The 23,876-nt window shown below is 66.3% G+C and carries 25 protein-coding genes; 6 read left to right on the top strand and 19 right to left on the bottom strand.

Annotated elements, in window-relative coordinates:
* Positions 1-8: 8 nt before the first annotated feature.
* From JOF56_RS09510 to JOF56_RS09500, 3 genes are all read right to left on the bottom strand, one after another.
* Entirely contained in the window at positions 9-989 is a 981-nt protein-coding gene (locus JOF56_RS09510) for a pentapeptide repeat-containing protein (RefSeq protein WP_209636463.1), read from the bottom strand.
* A complete protein-coding gene (locus JOF56_RS09505) occupies positions 986-1,441 on the bottom strand; it encodes a hypothetical protein (protein ID WP_209636461.1) in 456 nt (151 codons plus the stop codon). Before JOF56_RS09505 ends, JOF56_RS09510 begins: the two co-directional genes overlap by 4 nt.
* 629 nt (positions 1,442-2,070) lie before the next feature.
* Entirely contained in the window at positions 2,071-2,874 is an 804-nt protein-coding gene (locus tag JOF56_RS09500) for a hypothetical protein (protein ID WP_209636459.1), read from the bottom strand.
* A gap of 190 nt (positions 2,875-3,064) precedes the next feature.
* On the opposite strand from JOF56_RS09500, the gene JOF56_RS09495 reads away from it, so the two are divergent.
* Positions 3,065-4,090 carry an ArsR/SmtB family transcription factor gene (locus JOF56_RS09495; RefSeq protein ID WP_245378210.1) on the top strand — a complete coding sequence of 342 codons (1,026 nt, stop codon included), beginning with the start codon at positions 3,065-3,067 and terminating at the stop codon, positions 4,088-4,090.
* Between the two features lie 37 nt (positions 4,091-4,127).
* Here the strand turns inward: JOF56_RS09495 and JOF56_RS09490 are convergent, their stop codons facing one another.
* Positions 4,128-5,183, bottom strand: a complete 1,056-nt coding sequence (locus JOF56_RS09490; RefSeq protein WP_209636457.1) for a DUF3103 family protein — start codon at positions 5,181-5,183, stop codon at positions 4,128-4,130.
* Positions 5,184-5,298: 115 nt separating this feature from the next.
* On the opposite strand from JOF56_RS09490, the gene JOF56_RS09485 reads away from it, so the two are divergent.
* Positions 5,299-5,712, top strand: coding sequence for an RpiB/LacA/LacB family sugar-phosphate isomerase (locus JOF56_RS09485; protein WP_209636455.1), 414 nt, complete (start codon positions 5,299-5,301; stop codon positions 5,710-5,712).
* Here the strand turns inward: JOF56_RS09485 and JOF56_RS09480 are convergent.
* Together JOF56_RS09480 and JOF56_RS09475 are read right to left on the bottom strand one after the other, a co-directional pair.
* Positions 5,709-6,029 (bottom strand): hypothetical protein, encoded by a 321-nt coding sequence (locus JOF56_RS09480; RefSeq protein ID WP_209636452.1) that lies wholly within the window; start codon positions 6,027-6,029, stop codon positions 5,709-5,711. The two genes, JOF56_RS09485 and JOF56_RS09480, sit on opposite strands and share 4 nt — an antisense overlap.
* A gap of 54 nt (positions 6,030-6,083) precedes the next feature.
* The gene (locus tag JOF56_RS09475; protein ID WP_209636451.1) at positions 6,084-6,383 is read right to left on the bottom strand and encodes a hypothetical protein; all 300 of its coding nucleotides are present in this window, start codon (positions 6,381-6,383) and stop codon (positions 6,084-6,086) included.
* 304 nt (positions 6,384-6,687) lie between these two features.
* On the opposite strand from JOF56_RS09475, the gene leuA reads away from it, so the two are divergent.
* Entirely contained in the window at positions 6,688-8,478 is a 1,791-nt protein-coding gene (gene leuA / locus JOF56_RS09470; RefSeq protein WP_209636449.1) for a 2-isopropylmalate synthase, read from the top strand.
* Here the strand turns inward: leuA and JOF56_RS09465 are convergent.
* Complete coding sequence (locus JOF56_RS09465; RefSeq protein WP_209636447.1) at positions 8,459-8,785, bottom strand: hypothetical protein; 327 nt, start codon at positions 8,783-8,785, stop codon at positions 8,459-8,461. The two genes, leuA and JOF56_RS09465, sit on opposite strands and share 20 nt — an antisense overlap.
* A gap of 342 nt (positions 8,786-9,127) precedes the next feature.
* Here JOF56_RS09465 and JOF56_RS09460 point away from each other — a divergent pair, with 342 nt between their 5' ends.
* Positions 9,128-9,415 (top strand): hypothetical protein, encoded by a 288-nt coding sequence (locus JOF56_RS09460; protein WP_209636445.1) that lies wholly within the window; start codon positions 9,128-9,130, stop codon positions 9,413-9,415.
* Between the two features lie 84 nt (positions 9,416-9,499).
* Here the strand turns inward: JOF56_RS09460 and JOF56_RS09455 are convergent, their stop codons facing one another.
* From JOF56_RS09455 to JOF56_RS09440, 4 genes are read right to left on the bottom strand one after another with little or no spacing between them, the layout of a single operon-like run.
* Positions 9,500-10,843: a GH1 family beta-glucosidase gene (locus tag JOF56_RS09455; protein ID WP_209636443.1), complete on the bottom strand. Its 1,344-nt coding sequence runs from the start codon at positions 10,841-10,843 to the stop codon at positions 9,500-9,502.
* A 6-nt stretch (positions 10,844-10,849) separates the two neighbouring features.
* A complete protein-coding gene (locus tag JOF56_RS09450) occupies positions 10,850-11,665 on the bottom strand; it encodes a carbohydrate ABC transporter permease (protein WP_209636442.1) in 816 nt (271 codons plus the stop codon).
* Entirely contained in the window at positions 11,662-12,645 is a 984-nt protein-coding gene (locus JOF56_RS09445) for a carbohydrate ABC transporter permease (protein WP_209648128.1), read from the bottom strand. Before JOF56_RS09445 ends, JOF56_RS09450 begins: the two co-directional genes overlap by 4 nt.
* A gap of 2 nt (positions 12,646-12,647) precedes the next feature.
* Complete coding sequence (locus JOF56_RS09440) at positions 12,648-13,928, bottom strand: ABC transporter substrate-binding protein (protein WP_209636440.1); 1,281 nt, start codon at positions 13,926-13,928, stop codon at positions 12,648-12,650.
* Between the two features lie 130 nt (positions 13,929-14,058).
* Here JOF56_RS09440 and JOF56_RS09435 point away from each other — a divergent pair, with 130 nt between their 5' ends.
* Positions 14,059-15,081, top strand: a complete 1,023-nt coding sequence (locus JOF56_RS09435; protein WP_307855001.1) for a LacI family DNA-binding transcriptional regulator — start codon at positions 14,059-14,061, stop codon at positions 15,079-15,081.
* Positions 15,082-15,120: 39 nt separating this feature from the next.
* Here the strand turns inward: JOF56_RS09435 and JOF56_RS09430 are convergent, their stop codons facing one another.
* From JOF56_RS09430 to JOF56_RS09395, 8 genes are all read right to left on the bottom strand, one after another.
* Positions 15,121-16,164, bottom strand: a complete 1,044-nt coding sequence (locus tag JOF56_RS09430; RefSeq protein WP_209636438.1) for an ABC transporter ATP-binding protein — start codon at positions 16,162-16,164, stop codon at positions 15,121-15,123.
* 4 nt (positions 16,165-16,168) lie between these two features.
* Positions 16,169-17,248, bottom strand: a complete 1,080-nt coding sequence (locus JOF56_RS09425; RefSeq protein ID WP_209636436.1) for an ABC transporter ATP-binding protein — start codon at positions 17,246-17,248, stop codon at positions 16,169-16,171.
* The gene (locus JOF56_RS09420) at positions 17,245-18,258 is read right to left on the bottom strand and encodes an ABC transporter permease (protein WP_209636434.1); all 1,014 of its coding nucleotides are present in this window, start codon (positions 18,256-18,258) and stop codon (positions 17,245-17,247) included. The genes JOF56_RS09425 and JOF56_RS09420 overlap by 4 nt, the downstream gene beginning before the upstream one ends.
* 92 nt (positions 18,259-18,350) lie before the next feature.
* Positions 18,351-20,117, bottom strand: a complete 1,767-nt coding sequence (locus tag JOF56_RS09415; RefSeq protein WP_209636431.1) for an ABC transporter substrate-binding protein — start codon at positions 20,115-20,117, stop codon at positions 18,351-18,353.
* A 57-nt stretch (positions 20,118-20,174) separates the two neighbouring features.
* Positions 20,175-21,182: an ABC transporter permease gene (locus tag JOF56_RS09410; protein ID WP_209636429.1), complete on the bottom strand. Its 1,008-nt coding sequence runs from the start codon at positions 21,180-21,182 to the stop codon at positions 20,175-20,177.
* Positions 21,183-21,438: 256 nt separating this feature from the next.
* Positions 21,439-21,954, bottom strand: a complete 516-nt coding sequence (locus JOF56_RS09405) for a uridine kinase family protein (protein WP_245378208.1) — start codon at positions 21,952-21,954, stop codon at positions 21,439-21,441.
* Between the two features lie 22 nt (positions 21,955-21,976).
* Positions 21,977-22,573: a recombination mediator RecR gene (gene recR / locus JOF56_RS09400; RefSeq protein ID WP_209636427.1), complete on the bottom strand. Its 597-nt coding sequence runs from the start codon at positions 22,571-22,573 to the stop codon at positions 21,977-21,979.
* Positions 22,573-22,908, bottom strand: a complete 336-nt coding sequence (locus JOF56_RS09395; RefSeq protein WP_307855000.1) for a YbaB/EbfC family nucleoid-associated protein — start codon at positions 22,906-22,908, stop codon at positions 22,573-22,575. The genes recR and JOF56_RS09395 overlap by 1 nt, the downstream gene beginning before the upstream one ends.
* A gap of 49 nt (positions 22,909-22,957) precedes the next feature.
* Here JOF56_RS09395 and JOF56_RS09390 point away from each other — a divergent pair, with 49 nt between their 5' ends.
* Positions 22,958-23,833 carry an N-acetylmuramoyl-L-alanine amidase gene (locus tag JOF56_RS09390; protein ID WP_372447852.1) on the top strand — a complete coding sequence of 292 codons (876 nt, stop codon included), beginning with the start codon at positions 22,958-22,960 and terminating at the stop codon, positions 23,831-23,833.
* The last annotated feature ends 43 nt before the right edge of the window (positions 23,834-23,876 follow it).

The following is a 23,876-nucleotide window of genomic DNA, read 5'->3' as shown; positions in this document are numbered from 1 at the left end:
GTCTTAGGTCAGGAAGACACGTATTGGTGGTCTCGGTCTCGGTCGCGACCGTCGCCCACGACCTCATGGTGACCGTCCTCCAAGAGCCGGGAACCCTGTGCTACGGCGTCGGCCGCCTGTTGAGACGGCCAAATCGTCGTGCTTGACCAGCGTGCCCCGGCCAAGGCATCGACCACCGCGTCCGCAAATCGCGCCGGCCCCACGTCGACCAACTTCACGAAGGTCAGACGCGTCCTGGCCAGGTTCGTCCCGGTCAGGTCCGCCCCGGTTAGGTTCGTTTCGATCAGGTTCGCCCCGGTCAGGTCCACCCCGGCCAGATGCGCCCTAGTTAGGTTCGCCCCGGTCAGGTTCGCTGTGGTCAGGTCCACCCCGCGCAGGTCTGCCTCGGTCAGGTTCGCCCCGGTCAGGTTCGTCCCGGTCAGGTCCGCCCCGGTTAGGTTCGTTTCGATCAGGTTCGCCTCGGTCAGGTCCGCCCCGAACAGGTGCGCCCCGGTCAGGTCCGCCCCGGTTAGGTTCGTTTCGATCAGGTCTGCCCCGGTCAGGTTCGCCCTAGCCAAGTTCGCCCCGGCCAGATGCGCCCTAGTTAGGTTCGCCCCGGTCAGGTTCGCTGTGGTCAGGTCCACCCCGCGCAGGTCTGCCTCGGTCAGGTTCGCCCCGGTCAGGTTCGCCCTAGCCAAGTTCGCCCCGCGCAGGTCCGAATGCGGCTTCAGGGCGCTGCTGAGGACAGGCAGCCCGGACGAGTCTTGCCCGATCGGCTGTGTGTTGTCGGTTTGCGCTTTGTCCAGGTCTGTCGCAGGCGCCATCGACTCGGGTTGGAGCTGGCCAGAGGTGTTGGTTTGCTGGTGTGTGGTGTTGGCGTGGTGGGGGCGCAACGCGAGGATGAGGGTGCCGCTGAAGGTGCGCGGCTGTCCGCGCGCGGGTTGGAAGGCTGGGGTACGCCGGGAGAGCACGGCGATGACCTGAGCCAAGAGCGAGGGGTGGCGCCTCATGTTGTTCCCCCGCGTTCGTGCATGGGTTCAGGGGCGGGGGCAGGGCGCGGTTGCGGCTGTGCTGGTGTCGCTGGGGGCGGGACGTTCTCGGGGATGGTCTGGGCAGCAGGGGGAGAAGTGGTGTCTGCTGGGCCGACTTGGTGTGGGGTCGGCGGCAGGGGGAGGTAGGCGGTGAGGTGCCCGGCGATGATCGGCGCGGCGGCGCCGATGGCCAGCGCGGGCAAAGGGCCGGTGACCTGGCCCGCAAGCGCGGCACCGAGGACGCCGCCCACGGCCAGCCGGACCAGTTCAGCGAGGAAGTAGCCCAGGGGCCCGGCGCCGGTTGCCTCGGTTGCCTCGGTGTCGACCTGCCAGGGCCATTTGCGGTGTCGTCGCTGCAGCGCGGCGAACTCCAGGCCCTCGACGACGAAACCGCCCGCAAGGGCCCACAGGGCTGCTTGCCACCACACCATTCCACGACTCTAGAGCCCATCATGCCGCCGAGCGCGCGAACCAGCCGAACGAATCCAAGGTTGGGGCCCAGGTCGTGCCAGGGCTGAAGTTTTAGAACTGTGGGCCGGGCGCGGTCAGTCGGGGCACTTGCCACAGCGTACCGGTTGCCGAAAGGCGTTCACTCCGGCCACTTGGCCACTTAAGGCCAGTCCACGCAGGTCAACCCGAGTGAACAGGAGAGTGACCCGACGAGTGGATATCCACCCGCGCTACGCATGGCCACTTGGGTGCTCACTCGCCCACAGTCCTGTCTTCGGGTCTCAGATAAGGGCTCAGTTCGCCCACGTTCGGAACCGCCCCTACTGTTCCAGCTGTGTCTCTGACCAGCACGAATGGACGCATGCGGACCGGGCCGGACACCCGGGAGCGGAATTGGAAATCGTGTTGGGTGTGATAGCCCTCAGGGGTTCAAATCCCCTATCCTCCGCCAGGCTCAGGCGACCCGGTCCGTGCAAGACGCGGAACAGGTCGCCTGATGTCATTTTTTGGGGGGACGACCCAGCCCGCTGGGGCTTGGATGTGAGAGAGGGCCCCGCCGGATGTCCGGCGGGGCCCTCTCGGTCAAGTAACGGTCGGAACTGCCTTCTGCTTAGCCGAGCAGGCGGGATCCGCCCCAGCCCACGCCGACGATCTTGGCCTTGTAGACGCCTTCGCTCTCGACCCACTGGTACTCGACGAGCTGACGGTTGTTGGCGTCGATGTACAGCCAGTGGTCGGCGTCCAGGCCGGCCATCAGGCGGACCTTGGCGAACGCGCCGGTGCCGTTGGACACGTTTTCGACGAGCTGCTGGCCGTTCCAGGCCCAGGTCGAGAGGTTGCCGTTCTGCTTGACCTCCAGGAACAGCAGGTCGTCCAGACCGGCGATGTGCTTGGCGTTGCCCCAGCCCGTGCCGATGACCTCACGGAACAACTGCGTGCCCTCGAGGAACCAGATCACCAGCTCACCCCGCTGGTTCACCTCGAGGAACTTCGTGGGCGCCACACCGGTCAGCAGCCGGGTACCGCCCCAGCCCGTGCCGATGATCTGCTGGGTGTAGGAGCCGTTCCACGTCCAGAGCGCGAGCTCGTTGCCGGGTTTGACCTCCAGGAAGTGGTTTTCGTCCAGGCTCGTGATCAGCTTGCTGCCGCCCCAGCCCACACCGCGCCGCTGAGCGTTGTAGCCCGCTGACTCGTTCGCGCGGGACCAGTAGATGAGCTCGTTGTTGCCGTTGATCTCCAGGAAGGAGTTGCCGCTGGTGGTCTGGATCCCGGCCGATCGCTGGCTCTGGTTGCCGTCGCGGTTGTACGGCTTGAAGTCACGCTCGGCAGGCGCGGCCGCGCCGGTTCCTGCCGCCCCTAAGAACACCGCGGCCACGAGGCCGAGCGTTGCCACTACCGCGCTCTTGAATCGCACTTACAGCCGTCCCCTCTGTTGCCATTCGGCCAGTACAACGGAACACATCTTTGCCGAGCAGTCCGCTGGAGCACAACACTGTTGCGTTCCAGCGGAAACATGACGGACATGTTCGGCGATGTCACGAGGGGTGGGACAGGTCTGTCGTGCGGGGCAACGCTGGGCCCGGCTCGACCGTTCTCGTACAGGGATGGCTGAGCACTTGGGGGTGGACAGCGTGCTGAGGATTCATTTCACGACTGCCGATCTTGTCCGGACACGGGTCGCGGCCGCCGCGGATCCGTTCTGGGAGATGGTTTTCAGCCGCCGGCGGCTGTTCGAACAGGACGCCCCGTTGGTGCTACGGCCCTGGGCCGAACGGATGCAGGCTGATGCCGCCGTGCTGCGGCCGGGCATTGGTGCGCTTGGCGCACTGAGTCCAGCGGGCCCGTACTTCCCGGATTTCCTGACGCCGAGCGAAGGTGTGGACGGGTTCGACGCGGGCATGGAAGCCTTGCTGAGCACGCCGCGCAAGCGGCTGGACGCCGAGATCGCCCGGATGGCGGTGCACAGCCAGGTGCCGGCGTGGGTGCGCCGGGTCGCCGACGGTGAGCCGGAAATGCTGGCATCACTGGAAAAGGCCTTGCGGTCGTACCACGATACGGCTATCAAGCCGCTGGAGACGCAGGTTCAATCCAGAGTGGACGCTGACCGGGCGCGCCGCGGCCGGGACCTGCTGGACGGTGGCACAGACCAGTTGCTGGCCGGGTTCGGGCCGATGATCCGTTGGCACGCCCCGGTATTGCAGATGCCGTATCCGGTCGACCGCGATCTGTACCTGGAGGGCCGCGGACTACGCCTGGTGCCGTCGTTCTTCTGCCGCTGGCAGCCGGTCGCGCTGGCCGACCCGCGACTGCCGCCGACGCTCGTCTACCCGATCGACCACGAGTCGCACTGGGAGATCACCGGCGACAAGTCCCTGGCCGACCTGCTGGGCAACACCCGCGCCACAGTCCTGCATTCGATCGACGGCGGCGCGACCACGACCGAACTCGCCCGACGGGTGGCGACGTCGCTGGCGTCGGTCAGCCGGCACACCACAGTGCTGCGCGAAGCGGGTCTCATCGAGACGCACAGGCGTGGCGCGGCGGTGCTGCACACGTTGACCCCGTTGGGCGAATCGTTGCTGTCGAACGCCAGACGCGCGAGGCCGAGGCCATCGCTGCTGACCGCGTGAACGCCGGTGACCGGGTAGGTCACCGGCGTCGGCGGTTCTACAGTTCGCTCACCCAGAACGGTTTGATGCCCAAGGTGCCGTTGCCTCCCGCGCAGGAACGCGTCCAGTTGGCGTCCCGGGTCAACGCGTAACAGGCGTCGACGAAGTCGGGGTCGTCGGTCCACCAGCTCGTTGGCATCGCGTCGAGGATCGCGTTGACGAGTGGTACATACGCGCCACCGTCCAAGATGTACGCCAGTGCGGCGACGAGTGCCTTGGCCAGGTTCAGATAGTTGGTGTCGCCGTCGTCCTCCATGAAGACCACGTCGGCGAGGCTGTACTTGTACCGGTTCCAGTGCACAAGCACTTGGTTCGGGTAGTACGTGTGGTCCTCGTCGTCGAGGTACGGCAGCGTCAGGGTGTCGGCGCGGACGTCGCCGTTGAGATCGAAGCCGCCGACGATGGCGAAGATCTCCGCGTCGCCCTTGAACCACGGTTCCTGCACGTCACCGAACCGGATGCTGGTGATCTGCGAGGCCCAGTAACCCGCGGTCACGGTCACCTGCGGTTGCGGCGCCTTGATGTGCCGTTGGATCACGGCCATGCCCAGCTGGGCCGCGGTGGTCACGTCGACTTCGACGAACAGCACCGGCTGGCGGGGGATCGAGGCGGTGGACAGGGTTTGGGCTTTGCCGCCGGGTTCGTACGCGGTGATCCCGGTCGCGTTGTCGTCGTTCGGAGGCGTCGCGACGAGTGGGGCGACACCGGCGCGCAGTGGCCCGACCATGCTCTCGTGCGCGAGCCGGAGCTCGGCCAGCCGGGCCGACCCGGCGGGCAGGCCCTTCGCGGCCAGCAGGTCGGCGTTGGCTTTGGCGATCGTCGCGCCGAGCCGGCCGCGGACGTCGATCTTCTGCGGGTCGATCCCGTCCAGCGGGGCCAGCCCGACCACCCGGTCGCGGACGGCCTGATCGGTCAGTTCGACCGACAGCGCGTGCGCCAGCCGGTCTGAGATCTGCGTAACAGTGTTGGCATTTGCTGCCGCCGCGGGAGTCGCGACCGTTGAACCGGCGAGCACCAGCGCGACCATGGTCGCGCGCAAGTACGCGGTACGCATGGATGAAACGTCCCGTATTCAATACTGCCCGGCAATTGGCCGAACGGGTGCATTTCATTGCGGAGAAAAATTGAATACTGTGAATGGAATCGGGAAACCCGCTATCCTCGCCGGTATGCGGATCGCATTCGCGGCGGACGACGAGAACGCCACAACCGAGGCCGTACTGGGCTACCTCGCCGAAGCCGGGCACGAGGTGACCAGGCCCGCGCAGGGCGAGTCGTGGCCTCGACTCGGGGCCGCTGTGGGCAATGCGGTCGTCGCGGGCGACGTGGACTTCGGCATTGTCATGTGCTGGACGGGCACGGGGACTGCCATCGCGGCCAACAAGGTGCCCGGCGTGCGGGCGGCCTTGGCCTGGGAGGCGTGGATCGCCGAATCAGCCCGGAAATGGAACGACGCGAACGTGCTGGCGATGAGCCTCAAACGGCTGGCGCCGGACGTCGCGGTCGAGGTGACCAGGGCATTCCTGGCTGAGCAGAACGCGCCGGATCCCGATGAGGCGGCCAATATCGCCCAGCTCGGTTAGCCGAGGCGCCGGATCACCTTGGCCAGCACGCTGGAGACGATCAGCCAGAACAGCGCCGCTATGCCGAAGTTGACCAGCACGAGCAGCTTGGGGTCGCTGGGCGTGAACAGGTCCTTGAAACCCAGCGCGACGGGCTCTGCCACGCGGGCGAAGAAGCTGGTGATCCCGTTGGCCGGATTGGCGCTGCCCACGGTCAGCAGGATGTGCACGACCAGGACCAGGGCGAAGACGAGGCCGATCCAGCGAACCACGCTGGCGAAGATCCCGGCGACCTTCGCTCGACTCGACTGCCGTTCGGACTCGGCATGCTGGGCCATGTTCAGGAGTCTGACATGGCCCAGCAGCTTTGGCTACTTTCCAGTAACAAACCGTTACCGGCCAATGATCCGAGCCAGGATCGAGCCCACGACCAGCCAGAACACCGCCGCGAGGCCGTAGTTGAGGATGACGTCGAGGTTGAAGTTGCCGGTCGCGAACAGACCCGGGAAGAACAGCGCGAGGGGTTCGGCGAGCGAACGGATGAAGATGAAAAAGCTGTTCGCCGTATTCGCGCCCAGAATGATCATCAGAATGTAGAGGGCCTCGATCAGCGCGAAGACCGCGGTGACCCCGAACACCACTCGAGCGGCCGTCCCTCGCCCGCTCGAAACATGCCATCTGCGAGTAGTCATGCCCAATGGATTGACCTCGCGGCGGATTTCGAAACCCCGCCATTCGGAGTAACGGCTGTGTCCCCAATGTGGCATTGGTGGCATGCGATGCCACCAATGCCACATTGGGGACACACGGAAGGTGGTGTCCAGGATGTGGGACGGGTGGTTTGGCGCAGGACCGGGGTCGGTGGATAGTCTGGGGCCGTGGCTCGATCCCTCCTGCTTCGCTGCCGCGACGGGGCCTGACTGATCCAGACCGGCTCCCCGCCGCGGAGCTCAGCGTTGCCGCCGGTCGTCCTCCTTCAAGCAGGAAGACCTATCGATGACCACCAATTCCGAGTACCGCCCCGCTGCCGGCCGCATTCGCAAGCCCGCCCGGCCCGCGCCGGAGAGCCAGCCGCAGTGGAACGCGCAGCTCGGTTCCTCGATGCCGGTACACCGCTACCGGCCGTTCGCCGAAGTCGTGGAGGACATCACGCTGGCGGACCGCACCTGGCCGGACCAGAAGATCACCACCGCACCGCTGTGGTGTGCGGTGGACCTGCGTGACGGCAACCAGGCGCTGATCGACCCGATGTCGCCCGCGCGCAAGCGGCGGATGTTCGAGCTGCTGGTCCGGATGGGATACAAGGAGATCGAGGTCGGGTTCCCGGCGGCCAGCCAGACCGACTTCGACTTCGTCCGCGAGATCATCACCGAGAACGCGATCCCGGACGACGTGCGTATCCAGGTCCTGAGCCAGTGCCGGCCGGAGCTGATCGAGCGCACCTTCGAAGCACTGCAGGGCGCGAGCAAGGCGATCGTGCACATCTACAACTCGACGTCGATCCTGCAGCGCCGCGTGGTGTTCCGCGAGGAGCGCGAGGGGATCAAGAAGATCGCCACGTCCGCCGCGGAGATGGTGGTCGAGCTGGCGGACAAGTACACCGACACGGACTTCCGCTTCCAGTACTCGCCGGAGTCCTACACCGGGACCGAGCTCTCCTACGCTGCCGAGGTCTGCAACGCGGTCACCGAGATCTGGCGTCCGACTCCTGAGCGCCCAGTGATCCTGAACCTGCCCGCGACCGTCGAGATGGCCACGCCGAACGTCTACGCCGACTCCATCGAATGGATGCACCGCAACCTGGAGCGCCGCGACTCGGTGATCCTGAGCCTGCACCCGCACAACGACCGCGGCACCGGCGTCGCCGCCGCTGAGCTGGGCTACCAGGCCGGCGCCGACCGCATCGAAGGCTGCCTGTTCGGCAACGGCGAGCGGACCGGCAACGTCTGCCTGGTCACGCTGGGCATGAACCTGTTCAGCCAGGGCATCGACCCGCAGATCGACTTCTCCGACATCGACGAGATCCGGCGCACGGTCGAGTACTGCAACCAGCTGCCCGTCCCCGAGCGTCACCCGTACGGCGGTGACCTGGTGTTCACGGCCTTCTCCGGCAGCCACCAGGACGCCATCAACAAGGGCTTCGACGCGCTTCGCGACGCCGCCGGCAAGGCGGGCACCCCGGTGGACCAGTTCGGCTGGGAGGTTCCGTACCTGCCGATCGACCCGAAGGACGTCGGCCGCACGTACGAGGCCGTGATCAGGGTGAACTCGCAGTCCGGCAAGGGCGGCGTGGCCTACGTGATGAAGACCGAGCACCAGCTCGAGCTGCCGCGCCGGCTGCAGATCGAGTTCTCCGGCGTGGTCCAGAAGATGACCGACAGCGAGGGCGGCGAGGTCAGCCCGCAGATGATGTGGGACGTGTTCGCGTCGGAGTACCTGTCGCTGAACACGCCTCTGACACTGCAGCGGCACAGGCTGTCCGACGACGGCCAGGGCCACGACGAGATCTCGGCCGTGGTGAACGTCGAAGGCGACCCGCACGAGGTCACGGGCAACGGCAACGGCCCGATCGCGGCGTTCGTGGACGCGTTGGCGAGCGTGGGCTATGACGTGCGAGTTCTCGACTACAGCGAGCATGCACTCACTGCCGGCGACGACGCGCGGGCGGCCGCATACGTGGAGTGCGCAGTAGGCGAGCGGGTGCTCTGGGGCGTCGGGGTGGATTCGTCGATCGTGACGGCTTCACTGCGTGCGGTCGTGTCCGCCGTCAACCGAGCCAACCGCTAGGACTGAGGGACGCGCCGGGCTGGTCAGGCATGCTGACCATGCCGGCGATCCCGAGTGAGACCGCGAGCAGGCCGGCGACCACGCCGATGGCGGCCATTCCGCCATCGGTCGCCCGGCCCTTGCGGGCCCGCACAACGCCCACCACACCGAACAGCACAGCCAGCGCGCCGAACACAGTCGCGAGCAGACCGAACAACACGGTCAGCCCGAATCCCACCCCCACAATGCCCAAGGCAAGCGCGGTGGTGGCGAACCCGTTGCGGAATATCGGTGTAGCGGCCTCTGGCGGCCGGATCGCGGCGCTCATGGGCAACTCCCGTACAGAAGGCGTCCAGGTTGGACACTTGCCCATAAATCGCCGTTATCCGCAGTCGCGTTACCTGTTCGTGCCATCGTCAACCTATTGGCGTACAAGGAAAAACGCACTGTGCACAGATCACTGCGGAGCGTTGATCCTGAACCGATCCACGTACCGTGGGCTGGTCGGATGGCTGACAGTATGCAACGCGGTTATCGATCGGGTTCACCCATTCGGTGCCCTCTCCCGGCATATCCCCCATTGTGACGGTTCGCTCACACACGGCGACCCGATCTGTCACGATGGTCCGCGCGCACTCTGACGGGGGGTGCTTGAGGAGGGGAACTCAAGATGGTGGAGCAGGGCGCCAGTCCGGACCCGGACTACGCAGTCGACCCAACGACGATGAGGGAAGCCGTCAGGTGGTACCTGACGCCAGTCATTACTGACCTCGAGACGATGAGCGGTGGATTCACAGCCGCACACGGCGAGGTGAAGGCGGCGCACGACACGGAAGCACCTGGGTGGTTCGGTGGTGTCGGCAGCGGCGACATCCGACTGGCCAGCAGTTCTTTTCTCAATGCCGCGGAATGGCAGCTTCGTCAACTCACGCAAGATCAAACCGAGTTGGTCAAGTAGCGGAATGCTCACAGGGGACGGGGTTGGTTTTCGGGAAGAACGGTCGCGGCGGTGAGACCGTTCTTCGGCAGCCCGCGTTTGCCGCTATTCGGCGTCGTTGAGGCCGTTGTCCCGGATGACCTTGCAGTACCAGTGGGCCGAGCTCTTCAGGGTCCGGATCTGGGTTTCGAAGTCGACGTGCACCAGGCCGAAGCGTTTCGCGTAGCCCTCGGCCCATTCGAAGTTGTCGAGCAGGGACCAGCAGAAGTAGCCGCGGAGGTCTGAGCCCTGCTCGATCGCGGCGTGCGCCGCGCGCAGGTGGGAGTCCAAGAAGGACACTCGGTCCTGGTCGTCGGTTGTCAGGTCCGGGAAGGCCGCGCCGTTCTCGGTGACGTACAGCGGAAGGTCCGGGTATGTGCGGTGCAGCGAGACTAGCAGGTCGGTCAGCCCGTCCGGGTTGATGTCCCAGCCGCTGTCGGTCTGGGGCAGGTCGCGCACGACGAACTCGACGTTCTCGGCGTTGACCCAGGGGGAGGGGAACTCGGGCTTGTCGCCGCCGGCGACCACGTAGTCGCGGTAGTAGTTGACGCCCATGAAGTCGATCGGCGCCGAGATCGCTTCGAGGTCGCCCGGCCGCACCAGGCCTGTCATGTGCGGTTCCAGGTCGGTCACGACGTCCTCGGGGTAACGGCCTTCGAGGACCGGCTCGAGGAAGATGCGGTTCTGCAGGCCGTCGATCCGCCGGGCCGCGTCGGCGTCCCAGGGGTTGTCGGGGTCGTTGGCCTTGACCGGGAACAGGTTCAGTGTGATCCCGGCGTGCACGTTCGGGATTTCGCGGATCGCGGCCATGCTGTAGCCGTGGGCCAGCAGCAGGTGGTGCGCCGCGGCGACCGCCGCTGCCGGATCGGTCCGGCCGGGGGCGTGGATTCCGGCGGCGTAGCTGAGGAACGACGCGCACCACGGCTCGTTCAGGGTGATCCAGTTGGTCACCTTGTCGCCCAGCCGGCCGGTCACCGAGGAGGTGAAGTCGGCGAACCGGGACGCCGTGTCACGGTTGGTCCAGCCGCCGAGTTCCTCCAGTTTCTGCGGCAGGTCCCAGTGGTACAGCGTCAGCCATGGCGTGATCCCGTTGTCCAGCAACGTGTCCACCAGGCGGTTGTAGAAGTCGAGCCCCGCCTGGTTGACCGCCCCGCCATCGGGCCGAACACGGGGCCACGCCACGGAGAACCGGTACGCCTGCAGGCCCATCGACGCCATCAACGCCACGTCGTCGGCCATCAGCCGGTAGTGATCGGCGCCCGGGTCGCCGGTATCACCACCTCGGACCGCGCCGTCGACTCTGCAGAACGCGTCCCACACCGAGTCGGACCGTCCGTCCATTGTGGTCGAACCTTCGATCTGGAACGCGGCGGTCGCCGCGCCCCACACGAAATCAGCTGGAAACTTCATCCTCGTCTACCCCTTCACAGCGCCCTGCATGATCCCGGCGACAATCTGCCGCCCGAGTGCCACGAACACGATCAAAATCGGGATGGTCGCCAGCGTCGTCCCGGCGAGCACCAGCGAATAGTCGATGTAGTAACCGCTTTGCAGCTTCTCCAGCGCCACCTGCACCGTCGGGTTGCCCGCGTCGAGCACCACCAGCGGCCACAGGAAGTCGTTCCACGAGGTCATGAACGTGAACATGCCCAGGAACGCCGCGGCCGGGCGGACCGCGGGCAGGCACACGTGCCAGTAGACGCGGATCATGCTGCAGCCGTCCATCCGGGCCGCCTCCACCAGCTCGAACGGGACAGCCTCCACTGTGTACTGACGCATCCAGAAAACACCCAGTGCCGTCACGAGATTCGGCACCATCACCGCCCACAACCCGCCGACCCAGCCGAAATCGGCCATGGACATGTACAGCGGGATGATGCCCAGCTGGGTCGGTACGGCCAGGGTCGCCACGATGAAGACGAACAGCGGATCACGCCCGCGGAACCGGAGTTTGGCGAACGCGAACCCGGCGAGCGTGGAGAACAGCACCGTGCTGAAGGTGACCGTGCCCGCCACGATCACGCTGTTGACGATCGCCTTCCAGAACTCCACGGAGTCGAAGACCCGGGCGGCGTTGGCCCAGAAGTTGCCGCCCGGGATCAGCGGCGGGATCCGCTCGGTCAGCATCCCGCTGTCCTTGCTGGCCACCAGGTAAGACCAGTAGAACGGGAACGCCGAGCCGAGCACGAATGCCGCCAGCAGTCCGTAGATCCAGAATCCGGCCCGCTTCATTTCGGTCCTCCGGTGGATGCCAGCCGGCGGGTCAGCAGGAAGTTGATCGACGCGACCACCAGGATGACCAGGAACAGCACCCAGGCCAGGGCCGAGGCGTAGCCGAAGTGCTGGCTTTCGAACGCGGTTTGGTACATGTACAACGTGATCGTCTGGAACTGGTTGGTCGAGCCGCCGTTGTTCGACCCGGGCATCGCGTCGAACAGCTTGGGCTCGGTGAAGATCTGCAGCCCGCCGATGGTCGACGTGATCACCACGAAGATCAGCGTGGGCCGCAGCAGCGGCAGCGTGACACTGAAGAACTGGCGGATCGCCGATGCCCCGTCGACGGTCGCGGCTTCGTAGATGTCGCGGGGGATCGCCTTCATCGCCGCCAGGATGATCAGCGCGTTGTACCCGGTCCACCGCCAGTTCACCATGATCGCGATGGCGATGTGGCTGGCGAACCGGTCCGCCTGCCAGTCCACCCGGTCCAGGCCGAGCAACTCGAACACCGAGTTGACCAGGCCGTAGTTCGGGCCGAACAGGTTGGCGAAGATGATGCCGATGGCGACCAGACTGGCCGCGTACGGCAACAAGATGCCAACGCGCCAAGCGGTCGGCATCCGCAGCCGGGTGTTCAGCAATGCCGCCAGCAGGACCGCGATCACCAGCTGCGGTCCGCTGGAGAGCAGGAAGATGCTGAACGTGTTGCCGAGCGTCTTGTAGAACTGATCGTCGGCGAAGAGCTCCGTGTAGTTGCGCAGGCCGATGAACGACGGGTTGTCGTCACCCAGATCCCAGTCGAACAGCGAGACGTACCCGGTGTACAGCAAGGGAAACAGGCCGACGAGCGCGAACAACGCGAAGAACGGCGCGATGTAGAGGTACGGCGATGCCTTGACGTCCAACCGGGTGAGGAAGTTCCGGAAGGCCGACCGGTCCCGCGCCCTGGCGTCGCGCGGGACCGGCCGTCGGCTTGTCGCCGGACGGTCCTTCAGTGTCAACGGACGAGCTTCTTAGCGCCGTCGACCGCTTGCTTCCAGCCGTCCTCCGGGCTGGAACCCTGTTCGACCGCGGCCAGCGCGGGGCTGGTCACGTTCTCCTGGATCTGGCCGTCCTTCGGGCCCTTGTACTGCGCGTGCGAGACCTTCTTGGCCTGGTTGGCGAACAGCTCGCCGACCTTGACCCCGCCGAAGTACTCGTCAGTGCTGGAAAGCAGCTCCGAGGACTCCATCGCCTTGACCTGGCTGGGGAAGTTGCCGGTGGTCTTGAACGCCTTGAGCTGCTGCTCCGGCGCGGTCAGCCACGCCGCGAGCTCAGCGGCCTCCTTCGGGTGCTTGCTCTGCTTGGGCACCGTCAGGTACGAGCCACCCCAGTTGCCGCCGCCCTCGGGGAAGGCCTCGACGACCGCCCACTTGCCGGCGTTCTCCGGGCCTGCCTGCTTCTTGACCACACCGAGCATCCAGGACGGGCAGGTCTTGGTGGCGAACGCGCCCTGCTTGAAGCCGGAGTTCCACTCGTTGGAGAACGCGGTCAGCTTGGCGGTCTGGCCACGCTTGGCCGCGCCGGTCACCTTGTCCCAGGCCTGCTTGATCTTGGCGTTGGACTCGATGGCCAGCGTGTCGTCCTTGTTGATGTAGCCGGTGTCGAGCTGGTTGACCATCGCGTTGAAGATCTGCGAGGAGGAGTCGAACCAGGCCTTGCCGGTCGCCTTGACGAACTGGTCACCCGCGGCGAAGTAGCTGTCCCAGGTGGCGAATGTCGTCTTGAGGGTGGCAGGGTCGCTGGGCAGACCGGCGTCCTTGAGCAGGTCCGTACGGACGCACATGGCCAGCGGGCCGATGTCCGTGCCGTAGCCGATCAGCTTGCCGTCCTTGGCTTTACCGCCGTCGTACTTCCACTTCAGCCAGCGGTCCTCCAGGCCTTTCGGGCCGATCTCGTTGAGATCGTTGAACTTGTCGGCCTTGTCGATGAAGGTGGAGACGTGCCCCTCCTCCAAGGCCTGGATGTCGGCCAGCCCGGAACCCGCGGACAGCTTGGTGAGCATGTCCTGGTGGTACGGGCCACCCTGGCCCACCTTGCGGTGGGTGATCTTGACGTTCGGGTGGGCCTGCTCGTACTCCTTGAGCAGGTCCTCATAGCCGAACTCGGTGAAGGTGGCGATGGTCAGATCGACCGGGCCACTCGAAGCACTCGACGCCGCGGGAGGAGTTTCGCTCCCCCCGCCACACGCGGCGACAAGGGTCAACACGGATGCGCAGGTGAGCAGCGCTCTGAGCATGGTTCTGCCCCTCACTGGATTTCTGGGAGCGCTCCCAGAATGTGTCTCGGAGTTTGTCTCGCTGTTGCAGCTATGTCAAGGTCGGGCAGTAAGGGAGCGCTCCCATATTCGGGTGACATATGCTCCCTGGGTGGGGTCCACTCAAGACCGGCCAACGCTGGAGGACGTCGCCGCGTACGCGGGGGTGTCCCGTTCCACCGCGTCCCGGGCGTTGAACGAAGAAACCTATGTCAGCCCGAAGGCACGGGAGGCGGTGCTCGCCGCGGCCAAGGATCTGGGGTATTCACCCAATCAGGCGGCTCGCTCACTGGTCACGAAGCGGACCGGAGCGGTGGCGCTGGTGCTCTCCGAGCCGGAGACCAAAGTCCTCGACGACCCGTACTACCCGACCGTGATGCGGGCGGCGTTCCGGGAACTGGCCAGTCGTGGCAGTCAGATGCTGGTGATGTTCGTCGACACCCGTGACGACATCCCGCGCACGATGAAGTTCCTGGACGGCGGGCACGTCGACGGTGCGCTCGTCATCGCGCCACACGGGGGAGACCCGCTGCCGACAGCCCTGCGATTGTTGCGTGTGCCGGTGGTCTTCGGTGGCCGGCCGGGCAGCAAAGGCCTGTACACAGTGGACTACGACAACGTTTCCGGTGCGCGGCTTGCGGTCGAGCACCTGATCGGCCTGGGCCGCCGGCGGATCGTGACGGTGTCGGGGTCCGTGGACCACCCCGCTGCGCAGGACCGGATCACCGGCTGGCGGGAAACGCTCGCCGAGCGTGGCCTGAAGACCGCCGGTTTGGCTGTCAGCGGCGATTTCACGCACTACGGCGGGGAAGTCGCGATGACGCGGTTGCTGGAGCTTGAGCCGAAACTGGACGGCGTTTTCGCGGCCAGTGACCCGATGGCGGTCGGCGCGCTGCGGGCGTTGCGCGCCGCGGGCCGGCGAGTTCCGCAAGATGTCGCAGTTGTCGGGTTTGACGACAATCCGTCACTGGCCACGGCCACGGATCCGCCGTTGACCTCCGTGCACCAGGAACCGGGCGAACAGGTTCGCCGGATGATCTCGATGCTGATGGCGATGCTCGCCGGCGAGCCCCCGCAGATCAAACGCGAAGTCCTGCCGGTGTCCCTGACCATCCGGGCGTCCACCCAGACCTGAGCGGAAATCAGGCCCCCGCCGGTGGCGAGGGCCTGATCGCTAGACGACCTTGACCGTCTGGCCGGCGTCCGGGGTGTTCTCCGGGAAGTGGCATGCCGCCCGCCGGCCTGGCGCCAGCTCGACCAACGGCGGCTCGTCGGTCTTGCAGACCTCCTGCGCCTTCCAGCAGCGCGTGTGGAACCGGCAGCCGGACGGCGGGTTGATCGGCGAGGGCACGTCGCCCTTGAGCCGGATGCGCTCCCGCTTGGCCTTGCGCTCCGGGTCCGGCACCGGCACGGCCGACAGCAGCGCCAGCGTGTACGGGTGCATGGGCTTCTCGTACACGCCGGTCCGGTCGCCGATCTCGACGATCTTGCCCAGGTACATCACCGCGACCCGGTCGGACACGTGCCGCACCACCGAGAGGTCGTGCGCGATCATCACGTAGGTCAGGTCGAGCTCGTTCTGCAGATCCTCCAGCAGGTTGACCACCTGCGCCTGGATCGAGACGTCCAAAGCGGACACCGGCTCGTCGGCCACGATCAGCTTGGGCTTCAACGCCAGCGTGCGGGCGATGCCGATGCGCTGGCGCTGGCCGCCGGAGAACTCGTGCGGGTACCGGTTGTAGTGCTCGGGGTTGAGGCCCACGAGCTCAAGCAGGTCCTGCACGGCCCTCTTGATGCCGTTGTCGGTCGCCACCTTCTGCAGCTTGAACGGCGCCCCGACGATCGCGCCCACGGTGTGCCGCGGGTTGAGCGACGAGTACGGGTCCTGGAAGATCATCTGCACGTCGCGGCGCAGCGGACGCATGGCCGCCTGCGACATATGGGTGATGTCCCGGCCCTCGAAGGTGATCTTTCCGGCGGTCGGCTCGAGCAACCGGGTGAGCAGCCGGCCCGTGGTCGTCTTGCCGCAGCCGGACTCGCCGACCAGGGAGAGCGTCTCGCCCTTCTGCACCGAGAAGTCCAGCCCGTCCACGGCCTGCACGTTGCCCTTGACGCGCTGCAGCAGGCCCTTGCGGATGGGGAAGTACTTCTGCAGCCCCGAGGCTTCCAGGAGCGTCTCGGTGGCCTGCTTGGTCTCAGGTGTGGTCAGTTCGCTCATCAGCTCACAACTTCGGCTTGATCTCGGTCTCCCACAGGTTCTGGCGTTGTTCACCAGACAAGTGGCAGGCGATGTGGTGGCCTGGACTCACTTCCCGGAACTCCGGGCGCTCCGTCGTGGACAGATCGCCGTTGAGGCCCGCGAACGCGCACCGCGGGTTGAACGGGCAACCCGCCGGCACGTTGATCAGGCTGGGCGGCGTGCCCTTGATCGGCTGCAGCCGCTCGGTGCGTTCGCGGTCCAGCCGCGGCATGGAGCCCAGCAGACCCCAGGTGTACGGGTGCTGCGGCGCCGAGAAGATCTCGTGCGCGGTGCCGTACTCCACCGAACGGCCCGCGTACATCACCATGATGTCGTCGGCCAATTCGGCGACCACACCGAGGTCATGCGTGATGATGACGACCGCGGAGTTGAAGTCCTTCTGCAGATCGATGATCAGATCCAGGATCTGCGCCTGCACGGTCACGTCGAGCGCGGTGGTCGGCTCGTCGGCGATCAGCAGCTCCGGGTCGCACGACAGCGCCATCGCGATCATCGCGCGCTGGCGCATACCGCCGGAGAACTGGTGCGGGTAATCGTCCACACGGGAGTTCGGCTGCGGAATGCCCACGCGGTCGAGCATCTCGATCGCGTGCTTTTTGGCCACGGCCTTGGACACGTTGTGGTGCACCCGGTAGGCCTCGATGATCTGCGCGCCGACCGAGTAGTACGGGTGCATCGCGGTCAGCGGATCCTGGAAGATCATCGCCATCCGCTTGCCCCGCAACGCCCGGACCTGTTCCGGTGTGGACGTCACCAGGTCCTGGCCGTCCAGCAGGATCTCGCCGGAGATGGTCGCACTGCCGCGCTTGTGCAAGCCCATGATCGACAGGCTGGTCACGCTCTTGCCGGAACCCGACTCGCCCACGATGCCCAGGGTCTTGCCCCGGTCCAGCGCGAAAGTCAGCCCGTCCACCGACTTCACCACGCCGTCGTCGGTGGGGAAGTGCACTTTCAGGTCACGTACCTGGAGGAACGACTCGCCCGGGTTGCGGGACGGGCGGGCGACATCGCCCGCCAGGAAGTCCTCTGTGGATTCTGTCACGAGTAACGCACCCTCGGGTCGACGACGGCGTACAGCAGGTCCACGATCAGGTTCGCGACCACGATGAACAACGCGCCCATCACGGTCACACCGAGCACCCGGGGCAGATCGTTGTTCTTCACGGCCTCGATGGCGTACTGGCCGATGCCGGGAATACCGAACGTGGTCTCGGTCAGCACCGCGCCACCCAGCAGCAAGCCCAGGTCGAGGCCGAAGATCGTGAGCACCGGGGTGAGCACCGACCGGAGGCCGTGTTTGACCACGACCGTACGTTCCGGCAGGCCTTTGGCCCGTGCGGTCCGGATGAAGTCCTCGTTCATCGTCTCCAGCATCGTGGCCCTGGTCAGCCGGGCGTACCCAGCCGCGTACAGGAAGGCCAGCGTCACCCACGGCAACACCAGGGCGTGCGCCCAGTCGAGCACGTTCTCCTCGATCGGCACGTAGGTGTTGCCCGGTGGGAACCAGCCCAGGCCGTAGCTGAAGATCGACAGCGAGAGCAGACCGGTGAAGAAGATCGGCAGCGAGACGCCGGCCAGCGCGACGCCCATCGACAGCCGGTCGACGATGGTGCCGCGCTTGAGAGCCGACAGCACGCCGGTGCCTATGCCGAACACCAGCCAGAGCACTGCCGCGCCCAGTGCCAGCGACACCGTCACCGGGATCCGGTCGAGCAGGTCGGGCAGAACCGGGTTCTGTCTGAGGAAGGAGTAGCCGAAGCACGGCGCGTCGCAGTGCACAGTCGTCGGGCCGGTGTCGTAGTCCGCCCCGGCCACCAGGCCCTTGATGAACCGGCCGTACTGCACCCAGATCGGGTCGGTGAACCCCAGGCGCACCGCCATCTCGTGCACTACCTCGGGCGTGGCCGTGCGGCCGACATACCGCGAGGCGAGGTCCTCCGGCGTGGCCCCGGCGAACCGCGGCAGCAGGAAGAAGATCATGAATACGACTGCCGTGATCACCAGGAGCGTGAGCACCGCACCGATGAGGCGTCGGATGATGTATGCGAGCACCGCTTTCGGCTAGCGGCCGACGCCACCCGCTTGTGAGCGGGAAGCGCCGGCCACTGTTGCCTTCACCTGCCTTTGCGCTGGTTAGGCGACTACTACTTGTTCACGCCCAGCGCGAGGTAGTCGTACTGCTGGAAACCGTTGCTCACCATCACGTTGGTCAGCGTCTTCGGGCGGTAGAGCAGGCCCTTGGCCCAGACACCCGGAAGGATGAACGCGTCCGACATGACCTTCTTGTCGATCTCCGCCCAGATCTTGTTGCGGGCGGCCTCGTCGGTCGTGTCGATCGCCTTGTCCACCAGCTTGTCGACCTCGGGGTCCTTCACCGACAGGTTCGAGTTGCCACCGGTCGCCCGGATGGTTCGGCTGTCGACGATGTTGGCCAGGAAGCCGAAGCCGTCCGGCCAGTCCGCACCCCAGCCGTAGACCATCAGGCCGAGCTTGTTGTCCTTGGCGTAGTCCGGCTTGCCCGCGTAGAGCTTGGTGTAGTCGCTCTCCGGCAACGGCTTGATCGTCAGGTTGATGCCGACCTTGCCCAGCGAGTCCTTCAGCGACTCGGCGGTCGCCTTCTCCTTCGGCCGCTCGGCGCGGTAGGAGATGTTGGTCTCGAAGCCGTTGGGCTGGCCACAGGCAGTCAGTGCTTCCTTTGCCTTGGCCTGGTCGCCCTTGTTGCCCTCGCTCGGGTACAGGTCGAACTTCTCGTAACCGGGGATCACCGGCGGCAGCAGGCCAGTGGCGATCTCGCCACCGGTGTCGGCACCACCGTAGGCACGCTGGTAACCGGTGCGGTCCGCGGCGTACTCGATCGCCTTGCGGCAGTTGACGTTGTCCAGGGGGGCGACGTCACCGTTGATCGAGGTGAACCAGTTGCGGGCCAGGATCGTCGAGTCGGCGTTGGCCTTCTGCGTCGGGTCGTTGAGGATCTTGGCCTGGGCCGCGGCGCGTACACCGTTGCCCTCGATGTCCAGGTCGATCGTGCCGGCCAGGAGCTGGTTGTCCAGGTCCTCCGGGTTGGCGTTCAGCGTGACGTCGATCTGGTCCGGCAGCGCCTTGCGGTTCGGGTCAGTCGAGGCGTCCCACTGGTCGTTGCGGACCAAGGTCATGCTCTTGCCCAGCTCGTACTTGGAGAACTTGTACGGACCGGTCGAGATGACGTGTTCCTTGTACTTCGTACCGGTGTCCTTGGCCTGCGGCACCGGTGCGGTGGCCGGCTGCATGACGAAGTAGTCGAAGTTCGACAGCGGCGACTTCAGCTTGAACACGATCGTCTGGTCGTCGGGCGTCTCGATCGCCTTCAGGGTCGACGGGTCCTGCTTGTACGGCGACTTGAAGTCGCCCAGATCGAGGTAGTCGTTGAAGTAGGTCGGGCCGTTGGGCAGGACCTCCTTGTCCAGCGACCGGGCCACCGCGTACTTGACGTCCTTGGACGTCACCGGGGTGCCGTCCTCGAACTTGACGCCCTTGCGGATCTTGTAGGTCCAGGTCTTCAGGTCCGCGCTCGGCGTGCCCTTGGCCTCGGCCAGGTCGGGCACCAGTTCGGCACCCTGGGCACCAGGGCCCGACTTGAACATCATCAGGGTGCGGGCGTACAGCCGCAGGAAGTTCCAGGAGTAGGCGTAGTAGGTGTCGCCGGTGTCGACGGAGTCGCCCCAGTCACCTGCCTTCGCCATCTTCAGCGTGCCGCCCTTCTTGTCGGACGGGTTGTAGACACGCTCGACGGCGGCGTTGAACGCCGCGGTCGCGCCACTGCCACCACCACCGCTGTTGTTGTTGGAGCTCGTACCGCCGCCGCCACAGGCTGCAAGCAGCATCGAGGCGGTCGCCGTAAGGGCGACCATCGCGAGCATGGGTTTTTTCTTCATCTACACCTGCACCCCTTTGTTGCTGATCAGCCACCGGACGGCGGCCTATCCGATGGGCTAGCGGGCCCGCGGGTCGAGCGCGTCGCGCAGTCCGTCACCGAGCAGGTTGAACGCCAGCACGGTCACGAAAATGGCCAGACCCGGGAAGATCATGAACCACGGGTCGACGGAGTAGAGAGACGTCGCGTCCGACAACATGCCGCCCCACGTCGGGGTGGGCGGGCGGACGCCGACACCGAGGAACGACAGCGCCGCCTCGAACAGGATGTTCGTCGGGATCAACAGCGTCGAGTAGACCAGCAGCGGCGCCATCAGGTTCGGCAGCAGTTCCTTGAACAGGATGTACGGGCTGCGTCCGCCGAGACTACGGGCCGCGTCGACGAACTCGCGTTCGCGGAGCGACAACGTCTGCGCACGCACGATCCGGCCGATGTACGGCCAGTTGAAGAAGCCGATGACGAACACCAGCACCAGGATCCGCGGCCAGTCACCGGTCAGCCCGAACGCGTCGTCCGGGATCACGCCCGCGAGGGCGATGGCGAACAGCAGCAGCGGGAACGCCAGGAACATGTCCATCGCCCGGCTGATCACGGTGTCCACCCAGCCGCGGAAGTACCCGGCGATGACGCCCAGCACCGCACCGATGATCACGGAGATCATCGTCGCGGCGAAGCCGATCAGCAGCGAGATCCACGACCCCGCGAAGATCCGGGTGAGGATGTCGCGGCCGTGGTAGTAGCCCGGCTCGATGCCCATGGGGTGGTCCCAGCTGATCCCGCCCCAGCCGGTGATGGGCATCTGGGTGCTCGCATCGAGCAGGTCCTCGTTGAACGCCAGCGGGTTGATCACACCGAACACGCGGTCGAGCAGGAATGCTGCCAGCGCGGCGAGCACGAAGATCACCACCAGGACACCGCTGGCCATGGCGACCTTGTCGCGCTTGAGCCGCATCCAGGCGATCTGGCCGAGGGAACGGCCCTGGATGGCCTTCTGGCTCAGGCCGGTCAACGCCGCTTCCGGCTGTGCTTCGGCTGACTGGCCGGATACCTCGATCGGAGCGGTCATGCGAGCGGCACCCATGCCGCGGAGGCGGTCGACATCAGTAGCAGCGTTCGCCGCGACGCGTCTGAGGCAGTTGACTGCATCGGACGCGCGGATCGCGGGTAGGCCATCGCGCACTCCCTTGAAAGACCGCCCGGATGTTGTCCGGGTCTCACACTGTGGTCGCCGAATCTAGTCGGTCTTCGCAGCAGTCCGAACCACCGGAGGTCACAATCGGGCCACACAGGTTCCCAAAAGCCACGCGTTTTTATGCGGATAGTTACCCTGTGTGAAATTTCAGGCCCGCGCGTGCCGCGGGATCGTCCACTGCGAACCAGCCGGACTCGAATTGCTGCCACCGCCGAAGATGTGGCCGAGATCTCTCCCCGTCGCGGGCGACGGCCCGCTCAAGACGCGCTGAAGCGCAGGTGAAATCCACCCAAACGAGGCAGGACAGTCGATCGTGGACGGCACGGCGCCCGGCCGAGACACCTTCGATGACGAGGATTTCCGGAATCTCGACGGTGACCCATTCGCCCAGCCGGGGCACGCCGCCTGGCCACTCCATCCGCTGGTACCGGCCCGGCCGGCCGTTCGCCAACGGCGTGAAGACGCCGTTCTCCAGGCGTGGCCACCAGGACACCGGGTCGTCCCAGGTGGCGAAGTCGTCCGTGGACACCAGCACACAGCCGGGATGCTGAGCGACGACCTCCCGGGCGAGGGTCGACTTGCCCGAGCCGGACGGGCCGTCGATGGCGAGCACCCGGACGCCGCCCAGCCGGGGCGGCGCCTCCAAGGTCGCGGTTAGTACCTGATAACTAGACGGCACGGCGCCCGGACAGCGCCCGGGTGAGCGTGAGCTCGTCGGCGAACTCCAGGTCCCCGCCCATCGGCAGGCCGGATGCCAGCCGCGTCACGGTCAGCCCGGGGAAGTCGCGCAGCAGCCGGATCAGGTAGGTGGCGGTGGCCTCGCCCTCGGTGTTCGGGTCGGTCGCCAGGATCACCTCGGTGACGTCCTGCGAGCCGATCCGGCCGAGCAGCTCGCGGATGCGCAGCTGGTCCGGCCCGACCCCGGACAACGGGTCCAGCGCGCCGCCGAGGACGTGGTAGCGGCCCTTGAACTCACGGGTCCGCTCGATCGCCAGGACGTCCTTGGGCTCCTCGACCACGCAGACCTTCTGCGGATCACGCCGGGCGTCCCGGCAGATCCGGCACGTCTGCTGCTCGGAGACGTTGCCGCAGACGTCGCAGAACACCACGCCGTCCTTGACCTTCTGCAGCACGTCCTGCAGCCGCGTGATGTCCGCGGGCTCGGCGGCCAGCAGGTGGAACGCGATCCGCTGGGCGCTCTTGGGGCCCACTCCCGGCAGCCGGCCGAGCTCGTCGATGAGGTCCTGGACCGGGCCTTCGTACATCAGAAACCAGGCAGTCCGAGCGCGCCGCCGAAGCCGCCGGCCAGGCCGCCCATCTTCTCCTCGGCGAGCTTCTGGGCATTGCGGTTGGCATCCCGGATCGCGGCGATGACCAGGTCGGACAGGGTTTCCACGTCCTCGGGGTCGACCACCTTCGGGTCGATGGCCAGCGCGGTCAGCTCGCCGGCGCCGGACACCGTCGCGGTCACCAGACCGCCGCCGGCCGTGCCGGTCACCTCGACGTCCTCGAGCTCCTGCTGGGCGGACGCGAGCTTCTCCTGCATGGCCTGCGCCTGCTGCAGGATGTCCTGGATGTTGGGGGGCATTCCGGGTTGCACCGCGGCTCCTTCGCGTCCTTGTTGCTGTTGTCAAGACTAGTCTCTCGTTGTGACGTCCTCGCCTCGCCGCACCCTGTCCGCCCTTGCTCTGGCCGTGGGCCTCGTGGCCGCGTGCAGCACTCCGGAGGCGGGCATCCCGCAGTCCATGCCACTGCCGACGACCGCGGCGAACGTCGCGGCACCCACCCTCTCTCAAGAACTCCCGGTACCGCCGACTAGTTCCAGTGCCAGCCAGGCGCCGACCAGTTCCTCCGCCACTCCGGTCAAGCCGCCCGCCGCGGGCAAGGTCGTCGTGCTCGACCCTGGCCACAACGGCGGCAACGCCGCGAACCCGGCGAAGATCAACAAACAGGTCCCGGCCGGGCGCGGCCAGATGAAAGCGTGCAACACCACCGGGACCGCGACCAACGCCGGCTACACCGAGCACGAGTTCACCTGGGACGTTTCGGTGCGCGTGCGCAGTGCCTTGACCGCAAAGGGAATCCAGGTCGTCATGACCCGTCCGAACGACACGGGTGTCGGTCCCTGTGTGGACGAACGAGCCGCGATCGGCAACCAGGCGAACGCGACCGCGGTGGTCTCGATCCACGCCGACGGCTCCACTTCGCCTGGCGCACACGGCTTTCACATTGCCTACTCGGCCCCGCCGCTGAACGCCGCGCAAGGCGAACCGGCCACAAAGCTCGCCCAGACACTGCGCGATGTCATGGCATCAGCGGGTTTCGCCACTTCGACCTACATCGGGACGAACGGCCTCTCACCCCGCAACGACCTCGGCGGCCTCAACCTCTCCGAGCGCCCGGCAGTCCTCGTCGAATGCGGGAACATGCGCAATCCCGACGAGGCCGCCGCTTTCGCCTCGCCCGCAGGCCGCCAGCGCTACGCCGACGCCATCACCGCCGGAATCATCAAGTACCTCGGCTGAGCTTTGCCCCCAAAGTGGCGTTGGGAGCGCTGGATGCTCCGAA

Origin of the sequence: Kibdelosporangium banguiense (assembly GCF_017876405.1) — a bacterium.
Taxonomy (GTDB): domain Bacteria; phylum Actinomycetota; class Actinomycetes; order Mycobacteriales; family Pseudonocardiaceae; genus Kibdelosporangium; species Kibdelosporangium banguiense.
This window is presented reverse-complemented; position numbering and strand designations above follow the sequence as displayed.

Bases quoted from the DNA above. Each gene is read 5' to 3' on its own strand.
- JOF56_RS09415 (WP_209636431.1), bottom strand. From the start codon at position 20,117: ATGAAGAAAAAACCCATGCTCGCGATGGTCGCCCTTACGGCGACCGCC.
- JOF56_RS09475 (WP_209636451.1), bottom strand. From the start codon at position 6,383: ATGACTACTCGCAGATGGCATGTTTCGAGCGGGCGAGGGACGGCCGCT.
- JOF56_RS09510 (WP_209636463.1), bottom strand. From the start codon at position 989: ATGAGGCGCCACCCCTCGCTCTTGGCTCAGGTCATCGCCGTGCTCTCC.
- JOF56_RS09430 (WP_209636438.1), bottom strand. From the start codon at position 16,164: ATGAGCGAACTGACCACACCTGAGACCAAGCAGGCCACCGAGACGCTC.
- JOF56_RS09480 (WP_209636452.1), bottom strand. From the start codon at position 6,029: ATGGCCCAGCATGCCGAGTCCGAACGGCAGTCGAGTCGAGCGAAGGTC.
- JOF56_RS09485 (WP_209636455.1), top strand. From the start codon at position 5,299: ATGCGGATCGCATTCGCGGCGGACGACGAGAACGCCACAACCGAGGCC.
- JOF56_RS09460 (WP_209636445.1), top strand. From the start codon at position 9,128: ATGGTGGAGCAGGGCGCCAGTCCGGACCCGGACTACGCAGTCGACCCA.
- JOF56_RS09410 (WP_209636429.1), bottom strand. From the start codon at position 21,182: ATGACCGCTCCGATCGAGGTATCCGGCCAGTCAGCCGAAGCACAGCCG.
- recR (WP_209636427.1), bottom strand. From the start codon at position 22,573: ATGTACGAAGGCCCGGTCCAGGACCTCATCGACGAGCTCGGCCGGCTG.
- JOF56_RS09505 (WP_209636461.1), bottom strand. From the start codon at position 1,441: ATGGTGTGGTGGCAAGCAGCCCTGTGGGCCCTTGCGGGCGGTTTCGTC.
- JOF56_RS09455 (WP_209636443.1), bottom strand. From the start codon at position 10,843: ATGAAGTTTCCAGCTGATTTCGTGTGGGGCGCGGCGACCGCCGCGTTC.
- JOF56_RS09465 (WP_209636447.1), bottom strand. From the start codon at position 8,785: ATGAGCGCCGCGATCCGGCCGCCAGAGGCCGCTACACCGATATTCCGC.
- JOF56_RS09495 (WP_245378210.1), top strand. From the start codon at position 3,065: ATGGCTGAGCACTTGGGGGTGGACAGCGTGCTGAGGATTCATTTCACG.
- JOF56_RS09440 (WP_209636440.1), bottom strand. From the start codon at position 13,928: ATGCTCAGAGCGCTGCTCACCTGCGCATCCGTGTTGACCCTTGTCGCC.
- leuA (WP_209636449.1), top strand. From the start codon at position 6,688: ATGACCACCAATTCCGAGTACCGCCCCGCTGCCGGCCGCATTCGCAAG.
- JOF56_RS09490 (WP_209636457.1), bottom strand. From the start codon at position 5,183: ATGCGTACCGCGTACTTGCGCGCGACCATGGTCGCGCTGGTGCTCGCC.
- JOF56_RS09450 (WP_209636442.1), bottom strand. From the start codon at position 11,665: ATGAAGCGGGCCGGATTCTGGATCTACGGACTGCTGGCGGCATTCGTG.